General features: G+C 47.5%; 11 protein-coding genes. 7 read left to right on the top strand and 4 right to left on the bottom strand.

The window, feature by feature from the left end; all coding sequences use genetic code 11:
* The first annotated feature begins 269 nt into the window (after positions 1-269).
* Positions 270-5,009 carry a discoidin domain-containing protein gene (locus AC0YN7_RS00780; RefSeq protein WP_475808472.1) on the top strand — a complete coding sequence of 1,580 codons (4,740 nt, stop codon included), beginning with the start codon at positions 270-272 and terminating at the stop codon, positions 5,007-5,009.
* A gap of 453 nt (positions 5,010-5,462) precedes the next feature.
* Here AC0YN7_RS00780 and AC0YN7_RS00785 read toward each other — a convergent pair whose 3' ends face one another.
* On the bottom strand, positions 5,463-5,693 hold the full coding sequence (locus tag AC0YN7_RS00785) for a helix-turn-helix domain-containing protein (RefSeq protein WP_475808473.1): 231 nt from the start codon (positions 5,691-5,693) through the stop codon (positions 5,463-5,465).
* Between the two features lie 130 nt (positions 5,694-5,823).
* On the opposite strand from AC0YN7_RS00785, the gene AC0YN7_RS00790 reads away from it, so the two are divergent.
* Positions 5,824-6,258, top strand: a complete 435-nt coding sequence (locus AC0YN7_RS00790) for a dockerin type I domain-containing protein (protein ID WP_475808041.1) — start codon at positions 5,824-5,826, stop codon at positions 6,256-6,258.
* Between the two features lie 281 nt (positions 6,259-6,539).
* On the opposite strand, the gene AC0YN7_RS00795 is transcribed toward AC0YN7_RS00790, so the two are convergent.
* From AC0YN7_RS00795 to AC0YN7_RS00805, 3 genes are all read right to left on the bottom strand, one after another.
* The gene (locus AC0YN7_RS00795) at positions 6,540-7,385 is read right to left on the bottom strand and encodes a carbohydrate ABC transporter permease (protein ID WP_475808042.1); all 846 of its coding nucleotides are present in this window, start codon (positions 7,383-7,385) and stop codon (positions 6,540-6,542) included.
* A gap of 17 nt (positions 7,386-7,402) precedes the next feature.
* On the bottom strand, positions 7,403-8,296 hold the full coding sequence (locus AC0YN7_RS00800) for a carbohydrate ABC transporter permease (RefSeq protein ID WP_475808043.1): 894 nt from the start codon (positions 8,294-8,296) through the stop codon (positions 7,403-7,405).
* A gap of 132 nt (positions 8,297-8,428) precedes the next feature.
* Positions 8,429-9,793: an extracellular solute-binding protein gene (locus AC0YN7_RS00805; RefSeq protein WP_475808044.1), complete on the bottom strand. Its 1,365-nt coding sequence runs from the start codon at positions 9,791-9,793 to the stop codon at positions 8,429-8,431.
* 447 nt (positions 9,794-10,240) lie between these two features.
* Here AC0YN7_RS00805 and AC0YN7_RS00810 point away from each other — a divergent pair, with 447 nt between their 5' ends.
* From AC0YN7_RS00810 to ptsP, 5 genes are read left to right on the top strand one after another with little or no spacing between them, the layout of a single operon-like run.
* Positions 10,241-11,110: a PRD domain-containing protein gene (locus tag AC0YN7_RS00810; protein ID WP_475808045.1), complete on the top strand. Its 870-nt coding sequence runs from the start codon at positions 10,241-10,243 to the stop codon at positions 11,108-11,110.
* A gap of 10 nt (positions 11,111-11,120) precedes the next feature.
* Positions 11,121-11,618: a PTS sugar transporter subunit IIA gene (locus AC0YN7_RS00815; protein ID WP_475808046.1), complete on the top strand. Its 498-nt coding sequence runs from the start codon at positions 11,121-11,123 to the stop codon at positions 11,616-11,618.
* A gap of 28 nt (positions 11,619-11,646) precedes the next feature.
* Positions 11,647-13,095: a PTS transporter subunit EIIC gene (locus tag AC0YN7_RS00820; protein ID WP_475808047.1), complete on the top strand. Its 1,449-nt coding sequence runs from the start codon at positions 11,647-11,649 to the stop codon at positions 13,093-13,095.
* A 12-nt stretch (positions 13,096-13,107) separates the two neighbouring features.
* Positions 13,108-13,362: an HPr family phosphocarrier protein gene (locus AC0YN7_RS00825; RefSeq protein ID WP_475808048.1), complete on the top strand. Its 255-nt coding sequence runs from the start codon at positions 13,108-13,110 to the stop codon at positions 13,360-13,362.
* Positions 13,363-13,415: 53 nt separating this feature from the next.
* On the top strand, positions 13,416-15,140 hold the full coding sequence (gene ptsP, locus AC0YN7_RS00830) for a phosphoenolpyruvate--protein phosphotransferase (protein ID WP_475808049.1): 1,725 nt from the start codon (positions 13,416-13,418) through the stop codon (positions 15,138-15,140).
* The last annotated feature ends 415 nt before the right edge of the window (positions 15,141-15,555 follow it).

Genomic DNA, 15,555 nt, shown 5'->3' on the forward strand with positions numbered 1-15,555 from the left:
TTGGTAAAAATTACTTTACACTTATATAGATTTGCGATAAAATCAGTATTGTTAAATGATAGCGGGGTAGAGTGCGTTACTATTTAATTAGGCGTAAACTCTCGGAAACAGGCTTTTGTCTGCTTCCGGAGAGTTTACGCCTAATTTTTTTTTAGGCGTCGAAAAATAAAAAGATACATGTTATCAAGGAGGGATGCTGCGAAAAAGCAGGCAGAAACGGTAAATACCATTATGCGAGATACGAGGGAGGAGAAAAGAAATTGAATGCGATGAATGCTATAAAACGTATGATGGCAATTGCATTGGTATTGGTCATGATACAATCTTTATTCTTGGGGGCGGTGTCGGCGGCCGAGGCACTTCCCGATGAAGAAATCACAAATCTGGCACTGGGCAAGGAGACAAGGGCGTCTGGTGTAAGCGGATTCGCCAAGGAGAATGCGGTGGATGGCAGAACGGAGACCCGCTGGGGGCATGAAGTGCGTTCAGCCTGGATCAGTGTGGATTTGGGCACGCTTAGTGAACTGAATAAGCTGGAAATAGAGTGGGAGAATGATTCCATTGATATGGACTACTCGATCCAGTTTTCAAACGACAACGAGGTGTGGGGCGAGGCGATCACTGGGAAAAAGGTCGGTGCGTCGCACAGCACGATCAAATTGAACAGTGACATGACTGCGAGGTATGTCAAGGTCAGCGCTCAGGTGACAAAAGGTTATCCTGCGGTTTCCATCCGTGAGCTGGAGATCTGGGGCGTTGCCTTCGACACTCCCCTGCCGCTGAAGGAAATCAACCTCGATGCGGCTAACATCGCTCTGGGCAAAGTCGCGACAGCATACAGGAGCCCAATCACTTACTGGGGTCCGGAAAAGCTGACAGACGGAGTTGTAAACCGTAACGCCAACAAGCCGGACCAATCCCGCTGGTCCAGCGAGGCGGGCGCGCCGGGCTGGGTCGTCATCGACCTCAAGCAGCAGCAGGCTTTTGATCGATTGACACTCGAATGGGAGCAGAAGGTCGTCGAGGATTATCATATTGAAGTCTCGGACGACAACAAGACGTGGTCGAAGGTCTACACAGCAGAAAAAAACACGGAGGGCTATCCGTTTACCGATCAGGTCGTGCTGGAGAACGCGGTAACCGCGCGTTATGTCAAGCTGTCAATCGACAAGCTTAAACAGAATGCATACCCAAGCCTTTCCTTGTATGAGATCAAAATTTGGGCGCCCGATGTGTCTAGTAAAAATAAAGCGATCGGCAAAACGGCGAGCGCGTCGAAGGACGACGGCATGCACACGCCAAATTTAGCGGTGGATGGGATTGTAAACCGCGACGCTGACAGGAAGGACCAGTCCCGCTGGGCTAGTGAGCCGCAGGGAAAGGGCGCATGGCTTATGGTAGATCTCGGCATGCCTCTGGACTTCAACCGCGTGGCGCTCGATTGGGAGACTATGGACATCAAGATTGACTTCCGCATTGAGGTCTCCAACGATAGCAATACATGGGTGACCGTGCACACTGCGGGTACGCGTGAATACGCGCTGCATGAGGAATTCATGCTGGCGGATCTATGTAACGCACGGTATGTCAGGCTGGTGGCTGATAAGGTGGAGGGCTATCCGTCAGTCTCGCTTTATGAGTTCGGAATCTACCAGGATCTGGACTTTGTTAGCGCAATCGGTAATATCAAGAAGCAGCTCAAGGACATTACCCTGAAGCCAGAGGACACCGAGCTTCAAATGCCGATCGGACTGCCAAGCGGCGTGCAGGTGACTTACGGCGGCACTGACTACGAACAGGTCATCGACGCAAATCGAAAAATCCACAAGCCGCTGGTTAACACCGAAGTAGCGGTGGAGTTCAAGATCAAGTCTGCGTTCAGTAAGGACACCGAGCTGTATGAGGTCAAGCTGACCGTTCCGGGCAAATACGACAGCACGCAATCTAAGAACGCTAAGCCCAAGGTGCTGCCCGAGTTGCAGCAGTGGTTCGGCCAAGAGGGCGACTTTATTATCGGATCGACAAGCAAAATTGTGGTGAATTCAGCGCTGGGCCAGGCATATCAGGACATGGCACAGGCCTTCGCAGCGGACTATGAGGAGATTACGGGAAATGTGATCAACGTGGTGACCGGCACTACTCCCGCCGCCGGTGACTTCTACTTCAAGGCCAGCACGGAGAAGCTTGACAAGGAAACCTACGACATGGAGATCGGGGAGTTTGTGACCATTTCGTCCAGCGACAGTGTGGGCGCGTTCTGGTCGACCCGTACGATCTTACAGATACTCAAGAGCAAAGGCACAGCCATTCCGAAGGGGCTGGTGCGCGACTATCCGAAGTTTGAGGTGCGCGGCTTGATGCTCGACGTAGGGCGCAAGGCGATCCCGCTGGATTTCCTGAAGATGTGGGTTAAGCAGATGTCATGGTACAAAATGAACGATTTTAACCTCCATCTCTCTGATGAGGCGTTCGACCTTAGCTATTGGGGCTTCCGCTTGGAGTCTAATGTACCGAAACTGACCAGCACCGACATCTTCTATACCAAGGATGAGTTCCGTCAGCTCCAGATCGACAGCAAATCCCAAGGCGTGAACATAGTGCCCGAGTTCGACACACCGGGTCACGCAGCGGCCTATACGCACGCACGGCCAGATCTGGCACGGCCGGGTAAGAGCAACTATCTCGACGTACAAAACCCGGATTCGCTCGTATTCATAAAGGAAGTTTTTGCAGAGTATATGGAGGAGGAGAACCCCGTATTCCTGCCGGATACTGTAGTACACATCGGCACCGACGAGTACAAGGGTGGCAGCCAGGCGGAAAAGGAAGCGTTCCGCGTTTATCAGGATGCGCTGCTCAAGTTTATTCGTGACGACATGCACCGCACGCCGCGTGTATGGGGCTCGCAGACTGAGAACAGCGGCACGACCCCGATCACCGTGGAGGGTGTGCAGATGTATATGTGGTATCCGGGCTATGCGAACCCGAAGGCGATGTACGATCTTGGTTATGAGATGATCAACATCCACGACGGTAACGTATACATCGTACCGGGAGCGGGCTATTATTGGGATTATCTGAGCAAGTCCAATATTCTTAACAACTGGAAGCCCAACAACGTCATGGGCCTAGAGCTCCCGGCGGGCGACCCGCAGGTCTTGGGCGGCTCCTACGCGCTGTGGAACGACAAAACCGGCGATAAGAACGACAACGGAACCACTGACGTGGAGTTGTTTGACCGTATGTTCCACATCCTGCCCACCTTCAGCGAGCGGCTGTGGAGCAGCGCCAAGGATTACACGGTGGCGGACATCGACGCGCTAGCGGAGCAGATCAAGTACGCGCCGGGGACCAACCCGACCTATGAGGTGAAGAGCAAGGATCAAGTCGTACAGTCCTATGCCTTCAACGAGGGCAAGGAAAAGTCTGACGCATCTCCTAACGGCTACAATCTTAAGGACGATGCGGTCAACGCGGCCTTTGTTGAGGGTCGGGATGGCCAAGCGCTCCAGCTTAAGGGCGGCGAAAGTTACGTGGAGACGCCGGTGGACAACATGCGCATCAACTCCACGTTGGACTTCTGGGTGAAGCGCGCGGCAGATGACGATGACACGGAAAAGATTCTGTTAGAGTCCGATATCGGCGCGATCAAGGCTGTGCAGAAGGGAACCGGCAAAGTGGGCTTCTCCCGCGACTTCCGCGACTACTCCTTTAATTACACGCTGCCTAAGGGCGAATGGGTGCGCCTGACAATGGTGACGGAGTACACCAAGACTACTCTCTATGTTAACGGCACGAAGGCTCACACACTGGAGAGGACAGCGCAGGGCGGCAACAAATGGGCGTCGCTGATCATGCCGCTGTCCCGCATCGGCAGCAAAATCAGCGCTTTCAGGGGTGAGATCGATAGCGTCGCGCTCTATAACTTCGCGGCCAAGGCGGAGCAAGTGAATAACCTGCCGACGCCGGACATTATCCACACCATCACCTTTAAGACCAACGGCGGCAGCGCGGTTAGCGCAGCTGCCGTAAAGGACGGCGAGAAGGCGGCGAAGCCCGTCGACCCGACACGTGAAGGGTATATCTTCGCTGACTGGTACACGGATATGGATCTGACGCAGGCCTATGACTTCAACACCAAGGTTACAAAGGATCTCATCCTGTACGCCAAGTGGGCGGGGAAGGAGCCGCAGAAAGCCGTATTAACAGCTCCTCATACGGTGAACCCCGGCCAATCATTCGATGTAACGATGGGATTGAGCGGCATTACGCAAAGTGAATATCAGCACATGTATGCCCAAGATTTGATGCTTCACTATGACCCGATTAAAGTGAGTCTCGAATCCGTTGTATCGGCTAGAGACGGATTCCAAATCATCGATCAAAAGGAGTCCGTGCCGGGGCAAGTCCGGATTGTGGTAGCTAGCACGGGTAATCAAGGTGTGCTTGCCAAAGGTGATTTGTTGACATTCCATTTCAACGTCAAATCTGGAGCTCTGGCAACATCTATGACCGTATCTGTAGAGCAAGTTGTCATTGCTAACGGATTGGGGAATGAACTGCAGGTAGGTGGAACTTCACATGAGATCCAAATAAGTATACCAGTAGATCAGTCGCTCTTGAATGCTTTGATCACAAGCGCTCAGGCGAAGCATAATGCTGCAGAGGAAGGTAATGAGGATGGCCTATATGCAAATGGAGCTAAAGCACAATTGCAGTCGGCAATCGATGCGGCGCATGTAATCGCCAACGATCCGAATGCTGATCAGCAGCAGGTGGATCGTGCGAAAGCTGCATTGGAAGCAGCGATTCAAGTGTTTGAAAGCAAGAAAATATCCGCAGATGTGAATGGAGATGGAAGCATCTCTATTGGAGACTTAGCAATCATTGCAGCGGTTTACGGCAAAGAACAAGGTCAGGCGGGTTGGAATGAGAAAGCAGATGTGAATAAAGACGGCAAGGTGGATATTGTAGACCTTTCAATCGTAGCCAAAGCGATCCTGAAATAATAATAACTTCGTAGGATTTTTGTGAAATACAGAGGCTGTCCCATAAGTAGTTTTTAACTACAATGGGGCAGCCTCTTTTCTAATTCTTTATGTAAAAAGTGCGAGTCTGGGGATTATAGGGTCCCCGCAACTCGCACTTTTTGGTTTATGTTTGCCCATTGAGCAGATAGGCCATACTCACTCGAATCTCCTGGTTGCCATTCGCTTTCGAGCAAACACTCTTGAACGAGCGGCACTACAGCGGCGAAGAGAGCTACTCTTGGAGCTGTAGTGCTGTTGTCGAAGAAATTATTGTAGACAAGTTATATTCTGAAAAAGACAATCTGGCTGAAATGAAAAAGAAGTCAAACACTTGATACGGTCCATGAATGCTTGGACATTGGTTCGGATTTCAGCTGTTGTGTGGTAAAAGACGTTGTTGATTACATCTGCTTTCAGCCATTTTCAGAGGCCTCAATTTCGCCGTTCTCGTAATTTTTTTAACCTTAGGAAGGTGGCTTTGACAAACAATCGTTGCTTTTCTTCGTCAGCCGCCGCCAAGGTGTAGGTTGGTTTCGTGTAGCTTAAACCCATGCGATGCATCAGTTTAGAGACGCCCCGTATAGAGTAGCTCTTCCCAATTTCGAGGTTAATGTAGTCTGCGATGAGTTGGAGTGTCCAATTAAACTTACCTGTAAAGCCAATATCATGTGGAACATTCCAACTGAACTATGACGTTTAGCATGTAGACCGGCCGTTCACGGCGCAAGACATCATTATCGATTATGATTCCGAAGTGCTGCAATATATTGGAGCGTAGGTGCTGGCTCTGGGTATGCAACTGATAAGCGAGCAGGAAGTGGCTCCCGGAATTTTGCGTTTCATTATGGTGAGCCTTGGAAGCGAGCATGCGATTAGCGGCGACCGGCCTGAGCTGCTGGGGCTAACTTTCCGGGCTAAGGACGTACCGGACCATACCAATGCACGAATTGAAATGACACAAGCCGTTATGGGCGAGCCGTCAGGCGAGGAGTATAGCGCCAATCCGTCTTCGCACAGTATAACAGTGCTGCAGAATAAAACACCGGGCGATGTAAACGGTGATGGGAAAATAAGCAACTTAGATTTGGCGCTCATCGCAGTTCACTATGGCAAAACCAAAGACAGCCCCGATTGGGAATTCGTTAAGAAATATGACGTTGTTGGGGACAATGTCATTGATATTCAAGATCTATCGTTGATTGACCGTCTAATACTAAATCTATCATAAGCTTAAGTAGGAATAAAGGCTCTTCATCCATTGAAGGGCTTTATTCTTTGGGAGTATGATTTGATAAAAAAGGTAAAAAATAGTATTAATTCAGTCAAATTTAACTGGATGAAATGCAAGGGGATATCCGCGTGGTCGATTGACCGCAGGATATCCCCTGTTGAGTATGCATTTTCACTCAACTCAGAATTTATAGAAATCAAAAAATGCGGAGGAAGAACACCCCATTTTGGATGTTCCTCCTCCGCGGAGGGGCTTGTCTTTAGTAACATACTCTTCTTTTATTTCACTGCGCCAGCTGTTACACCTTCGGCGATTTGTCTTTGGAATACGATATAGACGACGATAACCGGGATGATGGAAAGCAGCAGACCGGCAAATAGCGGACCCCACTCCGTCCGATACTGCATCTCCGTCTGCATGACGGCAATGCCTACCGGAAGCGTATAAAGCTTTGGATCATTGACGAATACCGTTCCCATAATATATTCGTTCCATATATTCAATCCGTTCATGATTCCCACTGAAATCAAGCCGGAGCGGGCAAGCGGCAGCATGACGGAGAAGAATGTTCGCGAGTAGCTGGCACCGTCAATGAACGCTGCTTCTTCTAATTCTTTAGGCAGCATTTTAAAAAAACTGACGAGTACAAATATACCGAAGGGCAGGGCGCTGGCGGTATAGACGATGATTAGGCCGGCCAACGTGTTGATTAAGCCCATATCGTTCAATAGGAAAAACAGCGGAATGAGGCCCAGGATCATGGGGGTCATCATGGCAGACAGATAAAAGTAATACAATGTACGTCCCATTTTGAAAGTGAATCTAGCCAGCACATATGAAGATGTCGCTGCGAGAAAAACGGATAGTATAATGCTGGAGATGGTCACGATCGTCGAATTGATAAAAAAGCCGCTAAAGCCGTATTTGCTCCATACATAGGTGAAATTAGACCAAAGCAATGGAAATTCCGGCAGCGCCCATGGCTTCTTGAGCAAAAATTGCGGGTTATCCTTTAAGGCGCCCAACATGGTCCATAGTAGGGGATATAGAACCGCAGCAGTCCATAAGAGCAGGATTCCGTTCGTAATGATGCGGATCAAAGGATTTTGTTTGTTTAAGATCATTTCGACATTTTCACTCCTCAAGCCAATTCGGTTGTATTTCGACTAAGCAAGCGCTGAAGAATCAGGGTAGTGAACAGAGAAAGTGCAAGAATTAACACGCCAATCGCAGCCGCATATCCCATGTGATATTGCCGGAAGCCCATTTGATACAAATAGGATCCCATAACTTGAGTGGAGTTGTCCGGGCCGCCTTCGGTCATAATCCAGACGATAATAAAAGAACCGTTCAAAGTAGTCATGACGATATGCAGGATGCTGACTTTCATCTGCTCCCAGATTAGAGGCAGGGTGACAGACCAGAACTGTCTGGCTTGAGAAGCGCCGTCTAGATTGGCGGCCTCGTATAGATCCGCTGGGACGCTTAATATCGCGGCAATTAACAGGATCATATAAAAGCCGATACCAGCCCAGATGGAAGGCCATAGCAACGACCATATGGCCAAGTTTTCGGTTCCCAGCCAAGTGATCTGAACCGGCTCGGAACTGAACAACGACAAGAAGGAATTGAGAAATCCCAAGTTTGGATTGTAAACGTATCTCCACAGCACACCGATGACGACAACCGATATAACATTCGGAATAAAAAAGAGCACCCGATAAAATCCGCTACCGGCGACTTTCAGGCGGGTTACAGCGATTGCGAAGAAGGTTGCGAGTAGCATGATGCCGATAACCTTGCCGATAACAAGGAAATAGTCGTTCTTGATTGCCGTCCAAATAATCGGATCATTGAACAACTCGCGGAAATTATCCAGGCCGATGAAATCCATGTTCTTCGAGCTGCCAGACCAATCGAATAAGGAGATATGAATACCTTTAACGATCGGATACAGGGTGAATAGACAGAAGAACAAAAAAGTGGGAAGCAAGAAAAGAGTAATAAATGCGTTGCGTCTAGTCTGTTGTGACATCGCGTTCACCTTCCTTTATCCTGTCGATGAATCAGACAGCCAATAAGGGAAAGAGCCACACTTATTGCGGCATTTCCCCTATTGGCTGCTTGTTTTTTGCTATCCAATCTTGAATCTAATCATTCGTGAAAGTTACTTACGTGATTTTGCCGCTGCTTCTTCCAGACGTTTCATCCATTCTTCCGACGTGATTTTACCAACGGTTAAAGCAACAATCGCGTCTTGCTTCACTTTTTCTACGTCCGCATTCAACACGGCGACAGGAGCGACGGTTGTTTTGTCGGAGTTGAAGAAGCCCATCGCATCTTTGACGACATCACTAGCCGAGGAGGTGCTTAGATCTGCCTTAATGTTCATAAGCGCTCCAGTCAGTTCTGCCCAGCGTACTGCGTTTGCTTTTGTGAACGCGAATTCTAGGAATGCTTTGGCTGCTTCAGGATTTTTTGCATCCTTGGCAATGGCGATCGTACTCGTGTAAGGAATGACAATGCTGTTTTGTCCTGCATCTTGGGCAACCGAAGGAAGGAAGCCGAATTCAAAGCCTTCAGGAATATCCTTCTTCATTTCGTTCTCTAACCACAGACCATTAGGAATGAATGCGGCTTTGTGCTGCAGCCATTGTGCTTGCGAATCTGTATGATTTAAGGACACGGAGCCTTTATCAATCAATTGCTTGTCGACAAGCTCCACGATTTGATTCAGCGCTTTCTTCACTGGCTCTCCGGAGAAGCTGCCTTCTTCCAGGTTAGCCTGCCGCGTGAGTATAGAGCCGTCGCCGCCGTTGGCAGCCACGATTGCGGAATCAAGCAGTCCGCCGTTGATGTAGTATGGATAAACGCCGGTATGAATCAAGGATGGAATGCCGGACGCTTTTATTTTTTCGCTAGTTTCGATGAATTCACTCCAGTTGCTAGGGGCGGACCAGCCGTTTTCACGAAATAACGCTTTGTCATAGAAAAGGCCCCATGAGCCGAATACGAGCGGAAGTGTAAAGTTTTTGCCGCCTTCGTAATCAGTTGGCTGTGCAATGAGAATATCCGTTAATTTCTCGCCATCTACGTTAGTTGCATTACTTAGGAATTCGGTAATATCAAGCAACTGCTCGTCGTCAATCATTTGACGCTCGTTGGAACCCGCACCATCGATATAGATGACATCAGGCGGAGTGCCTTGAATCCAGCGGGGCTTCATTTGTTCATTGATTTTAGGTCCTGCGGATTGTTTGATCTTAAGCTCAGGATTGGCTTTTTGGAATCCTTCGATAACTTCCAGCCACCAAGCATCGCCGTAACCGCCTACGAAGTATTGAATTTCGAACTCACCGGTTAAGCCAGCTTTCTCGGCGTTCGGATCGCTAGGCTCGGCAGATGGGGTGTTGCTTGAGGTCGGAGGGGTTGATGATTGTCCAGATTGGTTGTCATTTTTGTTGCCGCAGGCAATCAGTGACAGCAATAATATTAAGACCATCCCATACACAAACATTTTTTTCTTTACCATGTTTTAAGACACTCCTTTTAATTTCTATTTCCGTTTTTAGGTAAGGGCTGTTATCGAGTGGAACGCAAAAAAAGGCACAAGTTGTGTAAGCATAATCATTGCTTACATAACTCATGCCCTTGCGGTTACACGTCATGTTGCCTTACATATTCGGTTTGAATCAGCATATATCGTGCAAGTAAAGTTGTCAACTAAAAAAATATTGAACCTATGTAGAAAGGTGAAGCGATGACATAAAAGATTAACGTTTCTATTGACCAAAATGTGTAATTAATTATATTATATACTAATATTAGGCATGTTACTAGTTAGCTACTAGGCATGAGCCGAAGATATTCGACATACGATTTGTTGTCGTTATCTTCGGCTTTTTCTTTTTTCATACCATTGAAGCACGACGTTCAATAAAAAGCTCTGTAGAATTTATATTCCGCAGGAGGGATGGATTTGTCCAAAAAAGGGATGCTGCAAATTGATCGCGTCGTAGGCAATAACGTCATTTTGACTCTAGATCCCGGCACGGTCAAGGAATACGTTTTATTCGGCAAAGGCATCGGGTTCGACTTCAAAGGGTGTAAATGGGTCAATATCGAAGATCCTCGTATTGAGAAGCGCTACCGATTGGACGAAGAGCAGCCGGCCAGACAGTTTCAAGAGTTGGTTGAGAATATTGACCAGGAAATTATACAAATTTCTGAGCAAATTATCGAAAGTGTGAAGGAGCGAATGGGCACCCCAGTGCAGCCCAAAGTATATTTTGCGCTTCCCAATCATATTCAGTTTGCCGTGTACAGATTGCAAAATGGGATGGAAATCAATAATCCATTTCTTCATGAGACCAAGATGAGTTTTTCGTTAGAATATGAGATTGCCACCCAAGCCGCCGTTATGATTAGTGAGCGATTCGGTATTCATGTCCCGGAAGACGAAGTTGGTTTTCTGGCGCTTCATGTCCATTCCTGTGCAGGAAATGTGACGGTAGGACAATTGGTGAGAATAACCGGACTTTTGAATCGAATCGTGGAGCATATTGAACAAAAAAAGGGAGAAAAGCTGCAAAGGATGGGAAGCGATTACATTAGGCTAATTGCTCATATCCGGGGGACGCTGGAGCGTCTGCTCATTGGTCGTCATGTCCATAATCCGTTGGCAGCTGAAATAAAAGCCCATTACCCTCAGTTATTTGCCCTCGCCGAAGAAATAGCCGAGTTAATCAAAGAAGAGCTGGACGTTGCGGTCTCTGAGGACGAAATCGGTTATTTGGCTGCCCATTTGCATCGTCTATTTCAGCTCCAGCCTTCAACCGGAAGGAAGTGAGTGATGCCTGATGTCACTAAGGTGGATTGATCGCAAACCCCAAGAACGATGTTATGTTGCAGTGGCGGCGCCAGTTGCCGGCAGGTTGTTTCCGCTTCACGAGGTGCAGGATGAAGCATTTTCCCGCGGTTTCATGGGGAAAGGAGTAGCTATAGATCCTTTGAATGGTTATGTAGTTGCACCCATCAGCGGCAGGGTGAGCCATGTCATCGATACGAAGCATGCCATACTGATCGAACATTCATCCGGCCTGCAGTTTCTTTTACATATTGGAATTGATACTGTCGATCTGAAAGGTGAGGGATTCCGTGTGCCAGTTAAGGCTGATGACAGTATTACAAAAGGACAAATCCTCATGGAATTCGATCTTCACAACATCCGTAAGGCGGGATATTCAGCGCATGTTCTTGTTATCGCCATTGGGGAGCGGCTTATCGATTATATTGAATGCGAGTACCGCGAAGTTCAAGCAGCGGAGCCAAATGTATTCCGTATCGCACTGAAATAAATCAGTTGAGCTGAGGAGAGATTCAAGTATGTTTGCTTTCCTGCAAAAAATCGGAAAATCCCTTATGTTGCCTGTTGCGGTTTTACCTGCGGCCTCGATCCTGTTTCGATTCGGCAACATTGATTACGAGAAAGATTTCCATTTCGGCGATTTCGGCAGATGGCTAAATACTTACATCGCCCCGTTCCTAGACGCAGGAGGCTCTGCTATCTTTGACAATCTTCCGCTCATCTTCGCGATCAGTATCGGGATAGGTGTCGGAGGGGATGCGGTTGCGGCATTGGCCGCTGTTATTGCTCATTTGATATTGAATTTTGTATTTGTTGAAGTTGCAGTCGTATTTTCGGACTGGTCCGTTTTGGATGCGGAATTGAATATGGGCGTAATGGGAGGCATATTAGCGGGTCTTGTAGCTTCTTTCTTCTATAAGAAATATTATCAAATCACACTTCCGGACTGGCTTGGCTTTTTCTCAGGCAAGAGGTTCGTTCCGATTATTACTTCATTTTCCATGGTTTTCATCGCTGTTGGCTTAGGCTTAATTTGGGGTCCTATCCAAGTCGTCCTGAATGATTTCGGACAATGGATTACTGGACTTGGGGGGATTGGCGCTTTAATTTATACGATTGCTAATAGGCTGCTAATCCCTTTCGGACTGCATCATATTCTGAATAATATCGCATGGTTCCAGATCGGGACTTACACTGAAGCTACTGGGCAGGTATATCACGGCGATATTAACCGCTTTTTTGCTGGTGATCCTACAGCAGGGCTGTTCATGACTGGTTTCTTCCCGATTATGATGTTCGCGCTTCCGGCAGCCGCACTTGCGATTGTTCATACAGCCAAGAGGGAAAACCGAAAGCTAATCTCATCGATTTTTCTGAGCGCGGCGTTAGCATCATTCCTGACTGGCATTACAGAACCGCTGGAATTCGCTTTTATGTTTGCCGCCCCCCTCCTGTACATTGTCCATGCGATCCTTACGGGTATAAGCGCATTTATTGTCGCTGAGCTAGGTATTAGACATGGGTTTGGCTTTTCTGCAGGATTTATAGATTATGCTCTTAATTACCCGCTAGCAACGAAACCTTTGCTAATCATTCCGCTCGGATTGCTCTTCGCCGTCAGTTATTATTTTCTCTTTAGAATTATGATTGTGAAATTGAATCTGATGACTCCTGGCCGGGAACCCGATGATGGGAATAAAGAGGAGATACCTGCTAAACGGGCACCAGTAGAGGAGAATATCGCTGTCCATGTTGCTAAGGCGCTTGGCGGGGCAATAAATATTCAAAGCATTGATGCTTGCATCACACGCCTGCGGGTAATCGTACACGATGAAGGCCTTGTGGACGAACGAAAGCTGAAGGAATTGGGAGCGGCAGGCGTCATTCGATTAGGTAAGGGATCCATACAGGCGATTTTCGGTATGGAAGCGGAAAAGCTGAAGGATCGAATTAAATCGATATTATAGGAGTGCGTTCCTTTGCAAAAAAACTACACGATTACGAATTTAACGGGAATTCATGCACGCCCTGCAAAAAAAATCGTCGAGGCGGCCATTCGATACTCTTGTGAGATCTATTTGATAAAAGAGGGAAATCGGTTCAACGCCAAAAGCTTGGTCGCGATGATTTCAATCGGCGCGAAATTTGGGGATAAGATTATTGTTGTTGCTGTTGGGGAACAAGCAGAGCACGCAATAGAGGAAATTGGCATTATATTATGCTCCGATCATTAAAAAATCAATTGCGGGAGTTGGATGTGACAAATATTTCCTTGGAGGTTAGAGGCATGCAGATGATAGGGATACCAGCATCCGAGGGGATTGCATTCGGTCAGGCATTTATTATACGCACGGCAGTTCGGTCACCACAGGAGACTGCGATGATTAAGCCGTCCATGGTCCTTTCTGATTTGAGTCGTTTCGATACTGCGGTTGAGCAAGCCAGCAGAGATTTGAATGAAATCCGCTTCGGGCTATTATCGGAAAATCGGAAGAACGATGCGGAAATTATAGAAGTGCAGCTGCTTCTCTTAAAGGACGCAGCGTTGATCGACACTGCTAGAAATAAAATCAAGAAGTTATTTTATTCACCCCAAATCGCGATTGATGAAACAATGAGAGAAATCGTAAAAGATATTCAACGCCTGGATGATGAATATCTGAAAGAAAGAGCAGCGGATGTAGAGGATGTATGTCGCAGAATTATTCGGAAGTTATGGGGAGAAGAAGAGGAACTTAAAGCGATAGAAAGTAAAACGGGATTGATATTGCTTTGTGAGGATCTTACACCTTCGGAAGCAGTGCGCCTTAATCCAAAGGTAGTAGCGGGTCTGGCCATGGTGGATGGAGGGACGATGTCGCATTCGGCTATAATTACCCGCTCGATGGGAATTCCTACCGTTGTTGGTATGAGTGATAAGCTGTTCGAGATTCATGACGGACAATGGCTGCTGTTAGATGGTACGAACGGTATATTAACCGTAGACACATATGAGATGCTTAAAGATGAGTATCAGAAGTCTTTGGTGATTGAAAAGCCTGGGAGCTCGGTAATTGATATACAATTGCTTTCTACGACTGTAAAGAATGAGTTCCCGGTAATCGTCTCCAACATTAGCTCGGTTACGGAGGCACAAGCCGCGAAAATGAATGGAGCGGAAGGGATCGGTTTATTTCGCACCGAGTTTCTGTTCATGGGAAGGGAAGACTCCCCTTCGGAGGATGAACAATACGAAGCATATAGAGCCGTAATTTCAACCTTTGATCAAGGGGCTCCAATCGTTATTCGGACGATGGATGTGGGAGGAGATAAGCAGCTTCCTTCACTAAAGCTTGAGAGAGAGGATAATCCCTTTCTCGGCAATCGCGGTATTCGTATTTCACTTCATCACATCGATCAGTTCAGAACGCAGATCCGTGCTGTTCTGAGGGCAAGTCGATTCGGAAACGTAAAACTACTGTTCCCGATGATCTCCACACTGGCTGAGTGGAGGAGAGCTGTTGCCGAAGTGGAAGCTATGAAGTCCTCGCTTCATGAGAAGGGTGTGCCGTTTAACGACAAGATGGAACTCGGGATGATGGTCGAGGTTCCTGCGGCGGCACTGATGGTAAATCGGCTGGCGGACGAGGTTGATTTTTTCAGCATTGGAACAAATGATCTGATCCAATACATGATGGCCGCAAGCAGAACGGCCACTCACTTGAATGCATTGAACGATCCACTTCAGCCGGCGGTATTGCATTTAATCAATAATGTCATTACAGCAGCGCATGCGAAAGGGAAAAAAGTAGGGATGTGCGGCGAGATGGCCGCTCATCCTTTGGCAGCTCCGTTACTGCTTGGAATGGGATTGGATCTGTTCAGCATAAGTGGAGCGACGGTTGTGCAAATGAGAAGTCTGTTGAGCCAATATGACAGAAAGCTTCTGGGGAGTATGGTGGAAATTGTCTTGAACTTGGATGATGCGGAAGAGATTAGACATTATATGGTGCGAGAACTGCAGCGTAGTTGAGTTCATAGAAAGACGGACTTCATGTTGTCGGTTAGGATTACACCCTGAATTGTGAATACGAGAGCAGCAACTGTAGCCCCTATTTTTTCTGTCTAACTTAGTTCAGCCTATCCACAAGATATCTTGACAGGGGTAGGGTTCTGCTATATTATGGAATCAATCAAGCGATATTGTTATATGTAAATTAAATATAGCGTTTACGTGTTACCCTGAGGGCTAGACAGAAGGGGCATTAGTAAAAAAGTTCACACTTTTTGCTAATGCCCTTTTTTTGTTGGAAAAAATAGCCAAGCAAGACACAACTAGTCGGCGGGAGCCCGGTTGAAGTCTCGCGATTATAGGTGAAGACCAATGTCACTATACAAAAAAAGGGGGGGAGGTGTATAGTTTGATACAAATTGTATCCAACACAATC

The sequence above is a fragment of the Paenibacillus sp. J31R122 genome (assembly GCF_056269185.1).

Coding starts and splice junctions, on each gene's coding strand:
- AC0YN7_RS00820 (WP_475808047.1), top strand. CDS start 11,647: ATGTTTGCTTTCCTGCAAAAAATCGGAAAATCCCTTATGTTGCCTGTT.
- AC0YN7_RS00800 (WP_475808043.1), bottom strand. CDS start 8,296: ATGTCACAACAGACTAGACGCAACGCATTTATTACTCTTTTCTTGCTT.
- ptsP (WP_475808049.1), top strand. CDS start 13,416: ATGCAGATGATAGGGATACCAGCATCCGAGGGGATTGCATTCGGTCAG.
- AC0YN7_RS00815 (WP_475808046.1), top strand. CDS start 11,121: ATGTCACTAAGGTGGATTGATCGCAAACCCCAAGAACGATGTTATGTT.
- AC0YN7_RS00780 (WP_475808472.1), top strand. CDS start 270: ATGAATGCTATAAAACGTATGATGGCAATTGCATTGGTATTGGTCATG.
- AC0YN7_RS00805 (WP_475808044.1), bottom strand. CDS start 9,793: ATGGTAAAGAAAAAAATGTTTGTGTATGGGATGGTCTTAATATTATTG.
- AC0YN7_RS00790 (WP_475808041.1), top strand. CDS start 5,824: ATGCAACTGATAAGCGAGCAGGAAGTGGCTCCCGGAATTTTGCGTTTC.
- AC0YN7_RS00795 (WP_475808042.1), bottom strand. CDS start 7,385: ATGATCTTAAACAAACAAAATCCTTTGATCCGCATCATTACGAACGGA.